This is a genomic window from Pseudomonas sp. GL_093, from assembly GCF_057837605.1.
Window position 1 is genome coordinate 5,589,148 of record NZ_CM174448.1, and the last position, 16,619, is coordinate 5,605,766.

At 57.4% G+C, this 16,619-nt stretch carries 20 protein-coding genes and 1 tRNA gene; 3 read left to right on the forward strand and 18 right to left on the reverse strand.

Features of this window, described 5'->3' with window-relative positions:
* Positions 1-192 precede the first annotated feature (192 nt).
* The gene (locus AC3IUE_RS25800; protein WP_003227496.1) at positions 193-405 is read left to right on the forward strand and encodes a cold-shock protein; all 213 of its coding nucleotides are present in this window, start codon (positions 193-195) and stop codon (positions 403-405) included.
* Between the two features lie 96 nt (positions 406-501).
* Positions 502-990 (forward strand): RDD family protein, encoded by a 489-nt coding sequence (locus tag AC3IUE_RS25805; protein WP_056741405.1) that lies wholly within the window; start codon positions 502-504, stop codon positions 988-990.
* A 63-nt stretch (positions 991-1,053) separates the two neighbouring features.
* Here the strand turns inward: AC3IUE_RS25805 and nadA are convergent, their stop codons facing one another.
* The 18 genes from nadA to AC3IUE_RS25895 form a co-directional block, all read right to left on the reverse strand.
* On the reverse strand, positions 1,054-2,112 hold the full coding sequence (nadA, locus tag AC3IUE_RS25810) for a quinolinate synthase NadA (RefSeq protein ID WP_046049655.1): 1,059 nt from the start codon (positions 2,110-2,112) through the stop codon (positions 1,054-1,056).
* Positions 2,113-2,383: 271 nt separating this feature from the next.
* Positions 2,384-2,459 (reverse strand) — tRNA-Lys (locus tag AC3IUE_RS25815).
* Positions 2,460-2,522: 63 nt separating this feature from the next.
* Positions 2,523-3,215 (reverse strand): 7-cyano-7-deazaguanine synthase QueC, encoded by a 693-nt coding sequence (queC, locus tag AC3IUE_RS25820; RefSeq protein ID WP_095132684.1) that lies wholly within the window; start codon positions 3,213-3,215, stop codon positions 2,523-2,525.
* Between the two features lies 1 nt (position 3,216).
* On the reverse strand, positions 3,217-3,864 hold the full coding sequence (queE, locus tag AC3IUE_RS25825) for a 7-carboxy-7-deazaguanine synthase QueE (protein ID WP_129437837.1): 648 nt from the start codon (positions 3,862-3,864) through the stop codon (positions 3,217-3,219).
* Positions 3,865-4,030: 166 nt separating this feature from the next.
* The gene (ybgF, locus tag AC3IUE_RS25830) at positions 4,031-4,870 is read right to left on the reverse strand and encodes a tol-pal system protein YbgF (RefSeq protein ID WP_056741404.1); all 840 of its coding nucleotides are present in this window, start codon (positions 4,868-4,870) and stop codon (positions 4,031-4,033) included.
* A 6-nt stretch (positions 4,871-4,876) separates the two neighbouring features.
* Positions 4,877-5,374 carry a peptidoglycan-associated lipoprotein Pal gene (pal, locus tag AC3IUE_RS25835; RefSeq protein ID WP_003178634.1) on the reverse strand — a complete coding sequence of 166 codons (498 nt, stop codon included), beginning with the start codon at positions 5,372-5,374 and terminating at the stop codon, positions 4,877-4,879.
* 52 nt (positions 5,375-5,426) lie between these two features.
* Positions 5,427-6,707: a Tol-Pal system beta propeller repeat protein TolB gene (gene tolB, locus AC3IUE_RS25840; RefSeq protein ID WP_177338849.1), complete on the reverse strand. Its 1,281-nt coding sequence runs from the start codon at positions 6,705-6,707 to the stop codon at positions 5,427-5,429.
* Between the two features lie 17 nt (positions 6,708-6,724).
* Complete coding sequence (tolA, locus tag AC3IUE_RS25845; RefSeq protein ID WP_046049658.1) at positions 6,725-7,804, reverse strand: cell envelope integrity protein TolA; 1,080 nt, start codon at positions 7,802-7,804, stop codon at positions 6,725-6,727.
* On the reverse strand, positions 7,804-8,256 hold the full coding sequence (gene tolR, locus AC3IUE_RS25850) for a protein TolR (RefSeq protein ID WP_161807482.1): 453 nt from the start codon (positions 8,254-8,256) through the stop codon (positions 7,804-7,806). Before tolR ends, tolA begins: the two co-directional genes overlap by 1 nt.
* A 23-nt stretch (positions 8,257-8,279) precedes the next feature.
* The gene (gene tolQ, locus AC3IUE_RS25855; protein WP_046049659.1) at positions 8,280-8,975 is read right to left on the reverse strand and encodes a protein TolQ; all 696 of its coding nucleotides are present in this window, start codon (positions 8,973-8,975) and stop codon (positions 8,280-8,282) included.
* Positions 8,965-9,432, reverse strand: a complete 468-nt coding sequence (ybgC, locus tag AC3IUE_RS25860) for a tol-pal system-associated acyl-CoA thioesterase (RefSeq protein ID WP_008147372.1) — start codon at positions 9,430-9,432, stop codon at positions 8,965-8,967. The genes tolQ and ybgC overlap by 11 nt, the downstream gene beginning before the upstream one ends.
* 127 nt (positions 9,433-9,559) lie before the next feature.
* Positions 9,560-10,621, reverse strand: coding sequence for a Holliday junction branch migration DNA helicase RuvB (ruvB, locus tag AC3IUE_RS25865; protein ID WP_056741402.1), 1,062 nt, complete (start codon positions 10,619-10,621; stop codon positions 9,560-9,562).
* A complete protein-coding gene (ruvA, locus tag AC3IUE_RS25870; protein ID WP_046049661.1) occupies positions 10,622-11,236 on the reverse strand; it encodes a Holliday junction branch migration protein RuvA in 615 nt (204 codons plus the stop codon). It abuts the gene before it with no gap.
* 115 nt (positions 11,237-11,351) lie between these two features.
* Positions 11,352-11,876 carry a crossover junction endodeoxyribonuclease RuvC gene (gene ruvC, locus AC3IUE_RS25875; RefSeq protein WP_008147379.1) on the reverse strand — a complete coding sequence of 175 codons (525 nt, stop codon included), beginning with the start codon at positions 11,874-11,876 and terminating at the stop codon, positions 11,352-11,354.
* A gap of 185 nt (positions 11,877-12,061) precedes the next feature.
* Positions 12,062-12,808 carry a YebC/PmpR family DNA-binding transcriptional regulator gene (locus AC3IUE_RS25880; protein ID WP_056741401.1) on the reverse strand — a complete coding sequence of 249 codons (747 nt, stop codon included), beginning with the start codon at positions 12,806-12,808 and terminating at the stop codon, positions 12,062-12,064.
* Positions 12,809-12,931: 123 nt separating this feature from the next.
* Positions 12,932-14,707, reverse strand: a complete 1,776-nt coding sequence (gene aspS / locus AC3IUE_RS25885) for an aspartate--tRNA ligase (RefSeq protein WP_056741400.1) — start codon at positions 14,705-14,707, stop codon at positions 12,932-12,934.
* A 121-nt stretch (positions 14,708-14,828) separates the two neighbouring features.
* Positions 14,829-15,050, reverse strand: a complete 222-nt coding sequence (locus tag AC3IUE_RS25890; protein WP_010457489.1) for an FmdB family zinc ribbon protein — start codon at positions 15,048-15,050, stop codon at positions 14,829-14,831.
* Positions 15,051-15,187: 137 nt separating this feature from the next.
* Positions 15,188-15,526, reverse strand: a complete 339-nt coding sequence (locus AC3IUE_RS25895; protein ID WP_461999662.1) for a ribbon-helix-helix domain-containing protein — start codon at positions 15,524-15,526, stop codon at positions 15,188-15,190.
* Between the two features lie 420 nt (positions 15,527-15,946).
* Between AC3IUE_RS25895 and AC3IUE_RS25900 the strand changes: the two genes are divergently transcribed.
* Complete coding sequence (locus AC3IUE_RS25900) at positions 15,947-16,549, forward strand: cold-shock protein (protein WP_056741398.1); 603 nt, start codon at positions 15,947-15,949, stop codon at positions 16,547-16,549.
* The last annotated feature ends 70 nt before the right edge of the window (positions 16,550-16,619 follow it).

The window sequence follows — 16,619 nt, forward strand, 5'->3', positions numbered from 1 at the left end:
TGTTTTTTCTCCCGTAGTTGGCGTAGAGTTTGTTCACTGTGTTTGCATGGGTCGCTTGGAATCGTGACCTGGGCAGTAGCCTACAAGTTAGCTACATCCCGTTCGACGTCTTCTTACTCTCCTGCAACCAGCCCCAGTACTCTTTCACAAGAAGGAGACTGTCATTAATTTTTTGCGTCAAAGGAATAAGAAATGTCCACACGTCAGAGCGGTACCGTCAAGTGGTTTAACGACGAGAAAGGTTTTGGTTTTATCACTCCAGAAAGCGGTCCGGATCTGTTCGTGCATTTCCGCGCTATTCAGGGCAACGGCTTCAAGAGCCTGAAAGAAGGCCAGAAAGTGACTTTCGTTGCTGTGCAAGGCCAGAAAGGCATGCAGGCTGACGAAGTACAAGCAGAAGCCTAACCTTCTGTAACGAAAAAGCCCCTGATGCTGACATCAGGGGCTTTTTTGTGCGCGTAAATCCGTAAAATGGCTTCTTTTTTCCGCCCAGAGGCTGCCATGTCGAAACACCTGCTCAAACCCCAGGGCGACTTTCCCGTCGCCACCCTGGGTCGTCGCCTGGCAGCGATGTTCTACGACTTCCTGTTGTGTACCGCCCTGCTGATCGTCACCAGCGGCATTTACAAGATGATCCAGATGGCGATCATCGGCGAAGACAAAATGCGCACCCTGACCGAAGCCGGCGCGCTGGACGGCGATCCATTGCTGTCGACGGTGCTGCTGTTTGTGCTGTTCGGTTTCTTCGCCAAATTCTGGACCTGGTCCGGTCAGACCCTGGGCATGCAGGTCTGGTGCATACGCGTGCAAAACGCCGATGGCTCATCCATCAGCCTGTGGCAGGCGTTGCTGCGCTTTGTGGTGTCGATCGCGTCCTTGTTGTGCGTCGGGCTGGGTTTCTTCTGGTCGCTGTTCGACAAACAGAAACGCAGCTGGCATGACATCTACTCCAATACCCAGCTCGTGCGGATTCCAAAGAAAACCAAGTAATTCAGCAGATGCAAAAACGCCCCGATCAAATCGGGGCGTTTTTTTTGGCTCACTGTCGGCGAATCAGGCGTTACCGGCCAATTTCATCCGCGCTGCCTGTGTGAAGTCGAGCATGCGCTTGAGCGGCCGAATCGCTTGCGGAATCAGCGCGGGATCAACAAAGATCTCGTTAGCCCCCTCCTTCAAGCTCTTCAGCGTGCGCTCAAGGGTATTCATCGCCATCCACGGGCAATGTGCGCAACTGCGGCATGCTGCGCCGTTACCGGCCGTTGGCGCTTCGATGAAGACCTTGTCCGGGCACAGCTGCTGCATCTTGTAGAAGATGCCGCGATCAGTGGCGACGATAAAGGTCTTGTTTGGCAGGCTCTGCGCTGCCGCAATCAATTGACTGGTGGAGCCGACGGCATCCGCCAACTCGATCACTGAAGTCGGCGACTCCGGGTGCACCAGAATCGCTGCGTCCGGGTACAGCGCCTTCATGTCTTCGAGCTGCTTGGACTTGAACTCTTCGTGAACGATGCAGGCACCGTCCCACAGCAGCATGTCCGCGCCGGTCTGGCGCTGGATGTAGGTGCCCAGGTGTTTGTCCGGGCCCCAGATGATGGTTTCGCCGTTATCCATCAGGCTTTCGACGATCTCCAGCGCGCAGCTTGAAGTCACCACCCAATCCGCCCGGGCTTTGACCGCCGCCGACGTGTTGGCATACACCACCACGGTACGTTCCGGGTGCTGATCACAGAACGCCGAGAACTCGTCCACCGGGCAACCCAGGTCCAGCGAGCAGGTCGCTTCCAGGGTCGGCATCAGGATACGTTTTTCAGGGTTGAGGATTTTGGCGGTCTCGCCCATGAACTTCACACCGGCGACCACCACGGTCTTGGCCGGGTGAGCACTGCCGAAGCGAGCCATCTCCAGCGAGTCGGAGACGCAACCGCCGGTTTCTTCGGCAAGGGCCTGAATAACCGGATCGCAATAGAAGTGAGCAACCAGCACCGCATCCTGAGCCTTGAGCTCGGCAGCGATGGCGGCACGGTAATAGGCCTCCTCCTCGGCAGTCAGCGGCTTGGGCTGCTTGGCGTCGAGGTGGGCTTGAACCAGAAGGCGTTCGGAAATCTGCGTCATGTTCGCAAGACCTGCAGGCGCTTTCGCGCGAAAGTCGAGTATACACCCGGCTCCGGACCCTTCAGGGTACCGCCGGGAGAGTGAGTATCATCAGGCACGGACAACGTTGAAGCTGCGCAAGGCTACAGAATATCCCGTTGATGCAAAAGATGATTCTGACCTGCGTCACGGGTCGCAGCCCGGAACTGGGCAAGCTCAAATCGCGGGCAAAAAAAAATCCGGAAATCCTCACTTGCGTGGGCCTTCCAGACTTTTAAAACTGCTACAAAAATGGTGGGTCGTGTGGGATTCGAACCTACGACCAATTGGTTAAAAGCCAACTGCTCTACCAACTGAGCTAACGACCCGCTGTGTGGTGGCGCGTATAATACTGATTTTTAAGGACTATTCAACACCTAATTTTAAATAAATCAAAAATAAGGTGTTGGGTCGCTGATTCCGGCCGCCGCAAAGCCTTCTGCACGCAGTCGGCAGCTGTCGCATTTACCGCATGCACGGCCGTTATCGTCGGCCTGATAGCAGGAAACAGTCAGCCCGTAATCAACACCCAGCTTCACGCCTGCCTGGACGATCTGTGCCTTGCTCAGGTTCTGCAGTGGAGCCTGAATGCGGAAACCATTCCCCTCTACACCAGCCTTGGTCGCCAGATTGGCCATGCGCTCGAAGGACTCGATGAACTCGGGACGGCAGTCCGGGTAACCGGAGTAATCCACGGCGTTGACACCGATGAAGATGTCGCGGGCACCGAGCACTTCAGCCCAGCCCAACGCCAGCGACAGAAATACCGTGTTGCGCGCCGGCACGTAAGTGACTGGAATGCCCTCCCCCAGCTCTTCCGGAATGTCGATGCTGCTGTCAGTCAGTGCCGAGCCGCCCATACCGTTCAGGTTGAGACCGATCACCTTGTGCTCGACCACACCCAGGTCACGGGCAACGCGTGCAGCGGCGTGCAACTCTGCTTGAGACCGCTGACCATAATCGAAGCTCATGGTGTAGCAGCTGTAACCTTCAGCACGAGCCATCGCCACGACGGTTGCCGAGTCCAGGCCGCCGGACAGCAGGATAACCGCACGTTTTTCAGCAGTGTTCAGTTGTTCAGTCATTTCAGCGCCCCGGCTCGTCATTCCAAAGATATTTATGCAGCTGCAATTGCAGACGCACTGGCAGGTTGTCCGCCACCACCCAGTCAGCCAGGTCCCGAGCATTCAGGTCATGGTGACTGGGCGAGAACAGGACTTCGCCGGCGCGCTGATCCAGACCGTACTGGATCAGCTTGGACACGGCCCAGTCATAGTCTTCCCGCGAGCAGATAACAAACTTCACCTGATCGTTGCGCGTGAGCAGTTCGATGTTCTCGTAGCGGTTGCGGTGAGCTTCTTTCGAACCCGGGGTTTTCAGGTCGACGACGCGACTGACCCGTGGATCGACCGCCGAGATATCCAGGGCACCGCTGGTTTCCAGCGAGACCTCGTAACCGGCGTCACACAACTGCTTGAGCAATGGGATAGCGTTGGGTTGTGCCAGCGGCTCGCCGCCGGTGACACAGACATAGCGCGGACGAAAACCGGCCACTTGCTCAAGAATGTCGTCGAGCGTGCGAATGGTGCCGCCAGTGAATGCATAAGCGCTGTCGCAGTATTGGCAACGCAATGGGCAACCGGTCAGGCGCACAAAAACAGTGGGGAGCCCGGCAGTCCGCGTTTCACCCTGCAACGAGTAGAAAACTTCGGTGATTCTCAATGTGTCTTGCATAGTCGCCACGGGCATAACAGCTAAACAGGCTGTCCGCCTCCGTCAGGCACTTCAAGGAACCCCGCCAACGCGCAGATTCCAAAAAGCGTGTTTCATAAAAAGGGCGTGAATTCTAACGAAAAAACCCGCGACAAGCGCGGGTTTCTTCAAAACAGGTCAAGCAGCCTTACATCTTTTGCAGATCACGCTGGGCCAGCTGAGCGGCGGAAGTGCCCGGATATTGGGACACAACCTGTTGCAGAATGCCTTTGACCTTGTCGGGATGACCAAGGCGACGCTCTACATCAGCCAGCTTGTACAGCGAATCAGGCACTTTAGGGTGCTTGGGGTACAGCTGCGAAACCTTGGCAAACGCCTGACCTGCACCTTGCAGATCGCCTTTGGCCAAGTTCACTTCGCCCAACCAGTACTGGGCATTGCCCGCGTACTGGCTGTTCGGGTACTTGCGCAGGAATGCGGCAAACGCCTGGCTGGCCTTGTCGAAATCCTTGGCCTTGATCAGGTCGAAGGCTGCATCGTAATACAGTTTTTCCTTCGCCGGATCAGCCGGTTCGCTACCCGCGGCAGGTGCCTGAGCGGCTGCCGCTCCTGCGGCTGCACCCGCTGCTGCACCGGGGGCATTCAAATTGCCACCGGTGGAAGAATTATCAGGAGTCGCGGCTGGTGCAACGCCGGTTCCTATGCGCCGATCAAGATCCTGATATCGCTCCAGGTTCTCTTGCTTCATGCGCGCTACATCATTTTGCAGAACTTCGATGATGCCTTGTTGGCGCGAGATCTGCTCCTGCATTGATTGCAGTTGGTTGAACAGCTCGCCCTGTGCCGAGACAGGGGCCGAAACCCCTCCCCCGGCATAGGCGCCGTTCGTACCGTAACCTGCAGGCGGATTACTAGTCCCGCTATTGGTATAGCCGGAGTCGTTATCGACCACAGGAACCGCAGCCCACACCGCAAGCGGTGCGAGGCTGAGAGCCAAAACAGTTACAGCACGACGGCACGTTCGCATGACGAATTACTTACGCAGTTCGACGCGACGGTTTTGAGCCCAGGACTGCTCGTCGTTGCCGGTAGCAACTGGACGCTCTTCGCCGTAGGAAACCAGTTCCAGCTGAGCTGGGGAAACACCTTGCAGTACCAGGTAACGCTGAACGGCTTTCGCACGACGCTCGCCCAGTGCCATGTTGTACTCACGAGTACCACGTTCGTCGGTGTTGCCTTCCAGAACAACGCGAGCGCCGTTTGCTTTCAGGTCCTTGGCGTGAACGTCCAGAGCGCGCATGGCTTCTGGCTTCAGGTCCGAACTGTCGTATTCGAAGTAGAAAGTGGTGATTGCGCGCAGAGCAGCTTCTTCGCTCAGGGAGCCGTCAACTGCACCAGTGTTTGCGCCGTAACCAGCGTTTGGATCTACAGCGCCTTCACCGGCATTGTCGCCGCCTTTGGACGAGCAACCTACAGCTACAGCCATGGCCAGAGCCAGCGCAGCAAATTTACCAAACTTCAGCATTTCCATCGTAAAACTCCTAATGAACCCCAATGTGTTAAGTACAACGTATAGCGCCGCGTCAGTTCAGGTAAGGGGACCAGGAAGGTTCTCTGACTTCGCCTTGTGCGGTAGGAAGCGGGAGCCTTACGCGTCCATTAATGGACACGAGCATCAAGACTCCCCGGCCCTGCTGGCGGGTGGCGTAGATTACCATGGTGCCGTTGGGCGCAACAGTAGGCGACTCGTCCAGAGTGCTATCAGTGAGGATTTTTACGCTTCCGCGCTGCAAATCCTGGGCCGCCACCTTGAAATTAGTGAAACCTTCCTGACGATGGATCATCACCAGGGTCTTTTCATCAGCCGAAAGCTTAGGGTTGGCGTTGTAGTTACCGATAAAGGTCACACGTTCCGCACCACCACCGCCTGCGCTGGTTTTGTAGATCTGCGGCTTGCCGCCACGGTCCGAGGTGAAGTAGATGGTCGAACCATCCTTACCCCAGAACGGTTCGGTGTTGATGCCAGGACCGTTGGTGACGCGAGTGATCTGACGCGAACCCAGGTTCATCACGTAGATGTCCGGGTTGCCGTCTTTCGACAGTACGAATGCCAGACGATTGCCATCAGGCGACCACGCTGGCGCGCCATTCAGGCCTTCGAAGTTGGTGATCTGCTCACGGCGACCGGTGTCGATGTTCTGCATGAAGATACGCGGACGCTTCTGCTCGAACGACACATAAGCGATGCGCTTGCCGTCCGGTGCGAAACGCGGCGACAGGATCGGCTCGCGCGATTGCAGCAGGGTCACGGCACGGGCACCGTCATAGTCCGAACGTTGCAGCGTGTAGCGAGTGTTCTTCTCGGAGAAACGCTCGGCCGTCACGTACAGCAGACGAGTCGAGAACGCACCTTTGATACCGGTGAGTTTTTCGAACGACTGGTCCGCAATGTAGTGCGACATGTCGCGCAGTTGTTCGACGCTACCCGACACGCTGCCGGTCAGCACTTGCTGCTCGGTGGCGACGTTGAACAGTGCGTATTGAACCTGCAGGCGACCGCCCGCAGGAGCAATGCTGCCGACCATGACGTACTGGGCGCCCAGCGCCTTGAAGTCACGGAAGATGATTTCGCTGGCCTGGCTTGGCTGGCTGATCATGTTCTGTTTTGGAATCGGCGAGTAGTAACCCGAGTTGCGCAGGTCGTTACCGATGATTTCGGCCATGTCGTCCGGCAGCACGCTGCCGCCCTGATTGCCAAACGGAACGACTGCGATCGGGGTGGCCCGATCACTGCCGCTGGTGACCAGAATGTTTTTTTCATCGGCTGCCGCTATCCCTGCCATGCAGCAGATAACGACAAGCATTCCTCGAAGAAGGTTTCTCACAAGGCTAGATCCTCAGGTGTGAATGTCATCTTGAATGAACGATACGGAGCGAAATCGCTCGGCTTCATTCCCTGCATTTCTGTCAAACGTCCAATATTCTTCACCGCTGCTACAGCCGAAGCGTCAAACGGACCATCGCCACTGGACTTGGCCACGCTGACCGAAGTCACCGTACCGTCCGGCAACATGCCGATTTGCAACACGACTGTCATGCCTTTACGGGCCGAAGGTGGACGAGCCCAGCCTTCCGCTGCACGAGCACGGATCAGATCATCGAAACTACCGGCGACTTCGTCACCCTGCTCATCCGCCAAGGCCTGCTGACGCTGCGGCGTGTCGGAAAGCAAATCTGCCAGGGCCTGAGCCTTTTTGTCTTCGGCGGATTTACGCGACGCTTCCTGCGATTTTTTCTTCGCAGCATCGGCAGCAGCTTTCTTCTTCGCGTCCTCCGCGACTTTCTTCTTCGCGTCTTCAGCTTCAGATTTCTTCTTGGCGTCTTCCGCGGCTTTCTTCTTCGCGTCTTCGACGATCTTTTTCTTCGCTTCTTCAGCGGCCGCTTTCTTGGCCTCTTCTTCAGCTGCTTTCTTGGCTTCTTCTTCAGACTTCTTCTTGGCTATATCAGCCAATTGTTTCTCTTCGGCCTTTTTGGCTTCGGCGGTCTTCTTCGCTTCATCGGCTTTCTTGGCTTCATCAGCCTTTTTAGCCTCTTCCGCTTTCTTCGTCTCGTCGGCCTTTTTGGATTCTTCGGCTTTTTGAGCCGCATCTTCCTTCTTTTGTTCCGCGGCTTTGATCGCTTCCTGCTCGATCTTCTTCTGTTCCATCTGTTCGACTTCGGTCTGGCGCGCAGCAGATTTCTGCGCCTCACCCGCAATCTTCTGATTGGTCTGAGTGGTCGCCCGACTTTTCGATTTCAGTTGGTACAGGGTTGCCTGGACAATAGGCTTGGCCGGCGGTAATTCCGGCGTGAAGGCGAAACTGACAAACAGCATGCCGAAAACCAGCACGTGCAAGACAAGCGCCCAGACACTAGGCCAGAAGTAGCTTTCCGAGGCGGACGGCTCTCGCATTTGCTGCATCAGGGTGCCTCGGTAATCAAGCCAACATTACCGACCCCGGCTTTCTGCAACCCGCCCATGGCGCCCATGACGGAACCGTAGTCGACGGTCTTGTCGCCGCGGATGAACACCTGGGTACGCTTGCCACCTTCAGTGCCGGCGCGAATGATTTTGGTCACGGCGTCAGTCATCTGCGGCAAGGTCATGGCCTTGTCCTGTTGCTTTTCAGTGTCGACTTCGCTGCCAAGGTTCCAGTAGTAGGTCTTGTCAGCCTTGATCGAAATGGTCAGGACCTGGGTGTTGTTGTCCTGCGGCAAGGCTTCGCTGGAAACCTTGGGCAGATCAACTTTCACGCCCTGATTGAGCATCGGAGCGGTCACCATGAAGATGACCAGCAGCACCAACATCACGTCGATGTAAGGCACCACGTTCATCTCGGCAACCGGCTTGCGCTTTTTGCGAGCTCGAGCGATTAAAGCCATTGGAAATTACCTGCTTATTCTTCGCTGGTGTGCACTTTGCGGTGCAGGATCGCCTGGAATTCATCGGCGAAGGTGTAGTAACGGCTCAGCAGGGTTTCACTGCGAGCAGCAAAACGGTTGTAAGCAATAACGGCCGGGATGGCGGCGAACAAGCCGATCGCGGTTGCAATCAGTGCCTCGGCGATACCTGGAGCCACAGTGGCCAGGGTCGCTTGCTGGGCAGTTGCCAGGCCACGGAAGGAGTTCATGATCCCCCAGACGGTACCGAACAGACCGATGTACGGGCTGACGGAACCTACGGTCGCGAGGAACGGCAGGCTCTGCTCGAGCTTTTCTTCTTCGCGGGAAATGGCAACGCGCATGGCACGGGCCACGCCTTCCATGACCGCTTCCGGGTCAACGCCTGGCTGCTGGCGCAGACGGGAGAATTCCTTGAAACCGGCACGGAAGATCTGCTCTACGCCCGAATCCGGATCAGGGTTGCTGCCGGCCTGACGGTAGAGTTTGGACAGGTCGATACCCGACCAGAAGCGCTCTTCAAAGCTCTCCAGGGCACGTCGACCGGCGCGCAGCAGATTGCTGCGCTGAAAGATCATGATCCATGAGGTCACCGATGCGGCTACCAGGATCAGCATTACCAGTTGCACCACGATACTGGCATTGCTGACCAGGCTCCACATGGAGGAATGGTCGACGACGTTAGCTTCCACGCTTTATCTCCTGCTTTGAGTGTGTACCCGCGCCGCTCACGTCGGCAAAGGCCGCACGTAGAGCTTCGGGAATGGCCCGGGGTTTCAAACTGTTAGTGCGCACACAGGCCACCAAAAACTGCCCTTCGCAGAGCAGCGCATTATCCGTAGCCCGCCTGACCTGCTGTTTAAAGCGCAGGCTGACACGGTTCAATTCGATTACTTCAGCGCTTACCAGCAGTTCGTCATCCAGTCGCGCCGGCGCGTGGTAACGCGCTTCGCTGGAATGCACGACGAACAACAGGTCCTCACCTGCAAGCTGGGATTGGGCAAAGCCCAGCTCCCGGAGCCGCTCGGTTCGAGCCCGTTCCATAAACTTGAGGTAATTAACGTAATACACGATGCCGCCCGCATCGGTGTCCTCGTAATAAACGCGACAACGAAGTGCGAAAGGCTCAAGCCCGTTTTGCGCGCGCATACTCTAGTGCTTACTCCTCAGGTTGCCAATCCGGCCAGGCAACTGTTTTTCATTGATTCACGGCTTTCTGGCGAAAGTACGGTCCTGAGACCGCACAAACCCCGAATAAATCAGCGCGCAAAGGTTATTAATCGTCCACGGCATCGAGGAACTCGTCTACCACGGGCATCTCGCCCAATCGTGACGGGATGTTTAAACCGAAGTGCAAGTACGCATGCCGGGTCACCACTCGCCCCCGCGGCGTACGCATGATGTAGCCCTGCTGGATCAGGTACGGCTCCAGCACGTCTTCAATGGTGTGGCGCTCTTCACTGATGGCTGCGGCGAGGCTATCGACCCCGACCGGTCCACCGTCGAACTTCTCGATCATGGTCAACAACAGACGTCGATCCTGGTGATCGAAACCGCGCTCGTCGACATCCAGCAGGTTCAAGGCCAGGTCAGCGATCGGTTTGGTGATGTGGCCCTTGGCGCGAACTTCGGCGAAATCCCGAACCCGGCGCAGCAAGCGGTTGGCGATCCGCGGCGTACCACGGGCACGGCGGGCGATTTCGAAGGCGCCTTCCGGGTCCAGCGGCAAGCCGAGGATGGTAGCCGAACGACTGACAATCGTTGCCAAGTCAGCGGTGTTGTAGAACTCAAGGCGCTGGACGATCCCGAAACGGTCGCGCAGTGGATTGGTCAGCATCCCCGCCCGCGTCGTCGCACCGACCAGGGTGAACGGTGGCAGATCAAGCTTGATCGAGCGCGCGGCCGGCCCTTCGCCGATCATGATGTCGAGCTGGAAATCTTCCATGGCCGGGTACAACACTTCTTCGACGATCGGCGAGAGCCGATGGATTTCGTCGATGAATAGCACGTCGTGTGGCTCAAGATTGGTCAGCAGCGCAGCCAGATCACCCGGGCGTTCAAGCACTGGGCCCGAGGTGCTCTTGATCGAAACGCCCATTTCCTGGGCGATGATGTTGGCCAGCGTGGTTTTACCCAGACCCGGCGGGCCGAAAATCAGCGTGTGGTCCAGGGATTCATTGCGCCCACGGGCAGCCTGGATGAACAACTCCATTTGCTCGCGAACGGTCGGCTGGCCAATGTACTCGGCCAGACTGACAGGACGAATCGCCCGGTCCTGGACTTCTTCGCGGTCACGAGGGCCAGGCGTGGCCGTAATCAGACGATCAGCTTCAATCACTTAGATCATTCCCTTCAGGGCACGACGAATCATGTCTTCACTGCTCAAACCTTTCTCCTTGATCGCAGAAATCGCCTTGCTGGCTTCCTGCGGCTTGTAGCCCAGGGAGATCAGCGCGCTGACCGCGTCATTTTCGGCGGTGGCGACCGGCGTCGTATCTGGCCCACCCGGCTGGTTTGGTACCAAAGCGAACATCGCCGGCACGGTTTCCCAGGCCTTGAAGCGATCCTTGAGTTCCACCAGCAAACGCTCGGCAGTCTTCTTGCCCACGCCTGGCACCTTGGTCAGGGCCGAGGTGTCCTGGGACTGTACGCAGCGGACCAGTTCATCGACTTCCAGGCTCGACATCAGGGCCAGGGCCAGTTTCGGCCCTACACCATTGAGACGGATCAACTCGCGAAAAAAGTCTCGCTCACGCTTGCCGAAGAAGCCATAGAGTAACTGCGCGTCTTCGCGTACGACCAAATGGGTGTGCAAGGTCAGCGGTTCACCGACCGACGGCAAGCGATACAGCGTGGTCATGGGCACTTCCAGCTCATACCCCAGACCGTTTACATCCAGAATCAGGTGCGGCGGCTGTTTCTCAGCCAGTGTGCCGCGCAAGCGTCCAATCACGTTTCAGATCCTTGAGCGTTGGCCAGATCAGTGCTGGCGACTGACAGAACAAGGGTTTTGCGCCGACGACACAGGCGCAAAACCCTCGCTCCATAAAAAATGATTGCTGATGCTATCAGAGACGCAGGCGCCCGCCACGACTGCGTGCCGTACCCAGGCCATGGGGCAACAGGCTGGAACGGGTGTGAGCATGGCAAATGGCAATGGCCAGGGCGTCCGAGGCATCGATTTGCGGCTTGCTGGTCAGTTTCAGCATGTGCATGACCATCATTTGCACCTGTTCTTTATTCGCCGCGCCGGTCCCGGTCACCGCCTGCTTGACCTGGGTCGCCGTGTACTCAGCGATTTCCAGGCTTTCTTCAGCGCCGGCGACGATGGCTGCGCCGCGGGCCTGGCCAAGTTTCAGCGCAGAGTCGGCGTTGCGCGCCATGAAGACTTTTTCGATGCCCATGGTCACCGGGCCGTAGGTCTGGATGACTTCGCGTACACCGCGATAGACGATTTGCAGGCGTTCATGCAGCTCGCCGGAACCTGTGCGAATGCAGCCCGACGCCACGTACACGCAACCACGCCCGGTATCACGCACCACGCCATAACCGGTAATGCGCGAACCGGGGTCGATACCAAGAATTAAAGTCATAACGCCTGCGGGTTAAGTAAAAGCACGGTATTCAATACAGCGAATAACAATTGTGGGAGCTGGCTTGTCGGGACGCCGCACCGCTGCGATGGCATCACCTCGGTGTATCAGACAGACCGAAGTGATGCCATCGCAGCGGTGCGGCGTCCCGACAAGCCAGCTCCCACATTGGATCTTAGTCGCCCTTAACCGAGCTGCGCGGCTACCGACTCTGGAATGTCCGCGTTGGAATAAACGTTCTGCACGTCATCCAGGTCTTCAAGCATGTCGATCAGCTTGAGAACCTTCTCGGCGCCTTCCAGATCCAGTTCGGCACTGGTGGTCGGCAGCATCACGATTTCCGCGTCATCACCTTTGAAACCGGCCGCTTCCAGGGCATTACGCACCGAGTAGAAACCGGCGAACGAGGTGAATACGTCGATGGAGCCGTCTTCGTGGGTCACCACGTCATCGGCATCGGCCTCCATTGCCGCTTCCATCAGCGCATCTTCATCGACGCCCGGCGCGAAGGAAATCTGCCCCTTGCGCTCGAACAGATAGGCCACCGAACCGTCCGTACCGAGGTTGCCGCCGCACTTGCTGAACGCGTGGCGAACAGCGGCTGCGGTGCGATTGCGGTTGTCGGTCATGCACTCGACCATCACCGCCACGCCGCCCGGGCCGTAGCCTTCGTAGCTCAGTTCGACCATGTCGTCGGTGTCGGCAGCACCGGCGCCGCGGGCGACCGCGCGATCAATGATGTCGCGGCTCATGTTCGCGCCGAGGGCCTTGTCCAGCGCCAGACGCAAACGCGGGTTGGAACCCGGATCACCACCGCCCTGACGGGCAGCAACGGTCAGTTCACGAATCCACTTGGTGAAAATCTTGCCCTTCTTGGCATCCTGACGTTCTTTGCGGTGCTTGATGTTCGCCCACTTGGAATGACCCGCCATATCTCGCTCCGAATTCTCTTTGAAACATTGCCCGCCGCGCCATGAGGCGCCAGCCAGCAAACAAAAATCTCGACCATTCTATAAAGAAAGGGCGCATCCGAAGATGCGCCCTTCTGGTCAGCCTTACTCAGCTTTAGGCGTTTCGCGCAGACGAATGTGCAGTTCGCGCAATGCCTTGGCATCTACAGCACCCGGAGCCTGAGTCATGACGTCAGCCGCGCTCTGGGTTTTCGGGAAAGCGATCACTTCACGGATCGACTGGGCGCCGGTCATCAGCATCACCAGACGGTCCAGACCGAAGGCCAAACCACCGTGTGGCGGCGCGCCGTACTTCAGGGCGTCGAGCAAGAAGCCGAATTTCTCTTCCTGTTCCGCTTCATTGATACCCAACAGGCGGAACACCGTCTGCTGCATTTCCTTGCGGTGGATACGGATCGAACCGCCACCCAGCTCGGTGCCGTTCAGGACCATGTCGTAGGCACGGGACAGAGCGGTCGCCGGGTTGGCTTCCAGTTCTTCCGGGGTGCACTTCGGCGCGGTGAACGGGTGGTGCAAAGCAGTGAAACTACCGTCGTCGTTCTCTTCGAACATCGGGAAGTCGACGACCCACATCGGCGCCCACTTGCAAGTCAGCAGTTCCAGGTCGTTACCGACCTTGATCCGCAGCGCGCCCAAGGCTTCGCTGACGATCTTGGCTTTGTCGGCACCGAAGAACACGATGTCGCCGTCAACTGCGCCAACGCGATCGAGGATCACATTGAGGTTGGCTTCAGGGATGTTCTTGACGATTGGCGACTGCAGGCCTTCAACGCCTTTGGCGCGCTCGTTGACCTTGATGTACGCCAGGCCCTTGGCACCGTAGATGCCGACGAACTTGGTGTAGTCGTCGATCTGCTTGCGCGGCATGCTCGCAGCACCTGGAACGCGCAGGGCGGCAATACGGCATTTCGGGTCGTTGGCCGGGCCGCTGAACACCTTGAAATCGACGTCTTTCAGTTGGTCGGCAACGTCAACCAGTTCCAGCGGGTTACGCAGGTCCGGCTTGTCGGAACCGTAACGACGCATGGCCTCTTCGAAGGTCATGTGCGGGAAGTCGCCGAATTCCAGATCCAGCACTTCCTTGAACAGGTTGCGGATCATTTGTTCGGTGATGCCCATGATCTCTTTTTCATCGAGGAAGCTGGTCTCGATGTCGATCTGGGTGAATTCAGGCTGACGGTCGGCACGCAGGTCTTCGTCGCGGAAGCACTTGGCGATCTGGTAGTAACGGTCGAAGCCGGCGACCATCAGCAGCTGCTTGAACAGCTGTGGCGATTGCGGCAAGGCGAAGAAGCTACCTGCGTGAGTACGGCTCGGCACCAGGTAGTCGCGAGCGCCTTCTGGCGTGGCACGGGTCAGAATCGGCGTCTCGACGTCGAGGAAGCCGTTCTCGTCCAGGAAGCGACGGATGCTGGTGGTCATGCGCGAACGCAGACGCAGCTTCTCGAGCATTTCCGGGCGACGCAGGTCGAGGAAGCGATAACGCAGGCGGGTTTCTTCGCCGACGTCGGAGAACTCGTTGAGCGGGAACGGCGGGGTTTCCGACTCGTTCAGCACTTCAAGTTCGTAGCCCAGCACTTCGATCATGCCCGACGCCATGTTGGCGTTGGTGGCACCGGCCGGGCGCAGGCGCACCTTGCCGGTGATCTTGACCACGTATTCGCTGCGCACGCGATCGGCGGCGGCGAAGGATTCAGCGCGGTCCGGATCGAACACCACCTGGGCCAGACCGTCACGATCACGGATATCGAGGAAAATCACCCCACCGTGGTCACGGCGACGGTGAACCCATCCGCAAAGGGTAATTTCCTGGCCTTCCAGGCTTTCGTTCAGTTGGCCGCAATAATGGCTGCGCATCATGGTAGTGGTTTCACTTCTCGTAATCGAAATTCGGTTGGAGACCTTGCTCATATCCTGCCCTTGTGAAAGGCGCCAGATGAGGCAAGAGCTCGCACGTGTCGTTCAACTCAGGTTCAAGACCCTAGTCAGCTTTGTCGCCGCCGGCCAGATTCTTCTTGGAACCGGTCTTGAAATCGGTTTCGTACCAGCCGGTGCCGCTAAGGCGGAAGCCCGGCATGGACAGCATCTTCTTAAGCTCTGGCGCCTGGCAGGCAGGGCAGTCGACCAGCGGTGCTGCGCTGATCTTTTGAATGGCTTCCAACTGATGACCACAGGAAGCACATTGATAGTCGTACATCGGCATGGGGGTTGTCTCGGCGATCAGATTGCTACCGCACACGCTGGGTTTTGCGGCAAAGAGCGGGATTATATCCATTAAATGCAGCCTGTGCAGCCGTAAGACTGCACAGACCGACACTCTACCCATTCCACCCCTTGTGGCTAAGGCATGGCGACGCAGCCGCCTTCCTTCAGACTGTGCACGACGCACACAACCCGCACCAACCCGGTGAAGTTCTTGACCCCGCCGTGACGTAAATGCACCTCGCGGTCCACATGGGACAACAGCGCACTGACCGTACAGCAGTTGTCCTTGGCCATGTCGCCCAAAATATCCCAATAGACCTGCTCAAGCCGCAAGCAGGTGGCGAAGCCATTCAAACGCACCGACCGGGATAAAGGCTGGGCCAGGCCCATATCAAATTCGCTGACAAATGGATCGATCCTTATCTCCTTGACCGGGCCGACCCTCCCCTCGCTTCTCCTGTCTTCGTAATCCATATCGTTGATACTCCTTAGCCATCCTTGCCTTCTTTAAGAGCAATATCTGTTGCCTTATAAAAGCGCAGGCGCAAAGGTATATCCAGATGACTTTATGACCATCAACGTAGGATAAGCCAACAACTGAAGGGCGATCATGGAGACCGTCCTAGGCCGGCCATTTTCCTACACACCTGAGCGCAATATCATTCAACAGAAAGACACTTACGCGACAAATCGACCCTCAGGGCACCGCTGGACTGGCTGATTTGAGTAGCCGCAGGCTTTGCTGTTAAATAGGCAGTGTGTCGCTACCGCCTATTTTCCGGGGGCTGCGCATAGGCTGGTACCGGGTACGTGTCCAACGCCTCTTATTGTTCTGAAGCGAACCGTGCTCAATCAGCTCTTCCTTGTGATCCGTCTTAACGTGAGTTACTCAAAATGTTGAAAATTGTCCACCTGCTAATGGGCGCAGCAGCCTTGCTGTTGTCCTTCATCCCTAGCCTGCGATCCGAAGCCGTACCTTACCTGCAACAACCTGATGCGCTGTACCTGGCCTTTTTCGGCCTGCTCAACCTCACCCTCGCTCCTGTTATCCCTTACTGGAACAAAGGCCCGCGTCATCAACTGCAAAACCTGGTCAGCGCCCTGCTGGTTCTGGCCGTCGTCCTGCAAACCCTGACGCTGATCGCGCCAATGCCTGTCATTGCCGGTCAACCTGCTGTTCTGTTCAGCCTGGTCGCTGCCCTGATTGCCGTTTTTCTGCACCTGGCCATCAGCTTCTACAAATCTTCACCGGCCGCCGCCTCGCCAAGCTATGACATGAGCAACCGCGATACCGGTACCGTAAAGTGGTTCAACACCTCCAAAGGCTTCGGCTTTATTTCCCGTGATTCCGGCGATGATATTTTCGTGCATTTCCGGGCCATTCGTGGCGAAGGTCACCGCGTCCTGGTCGAAGGCCAGCGCGTGGAGTTCTCCGTCATGAATCGTGACAAAGGCTTGCAAGCCGAAGATGTGATCGCCGCTCTGCCGCGCCGCTGATTCAAGGCTAAAAAAAACCGCGAACAGCCTGGCTGTTCGCGGTTTTTTATTGCCCGTCTGTTGGTCACAC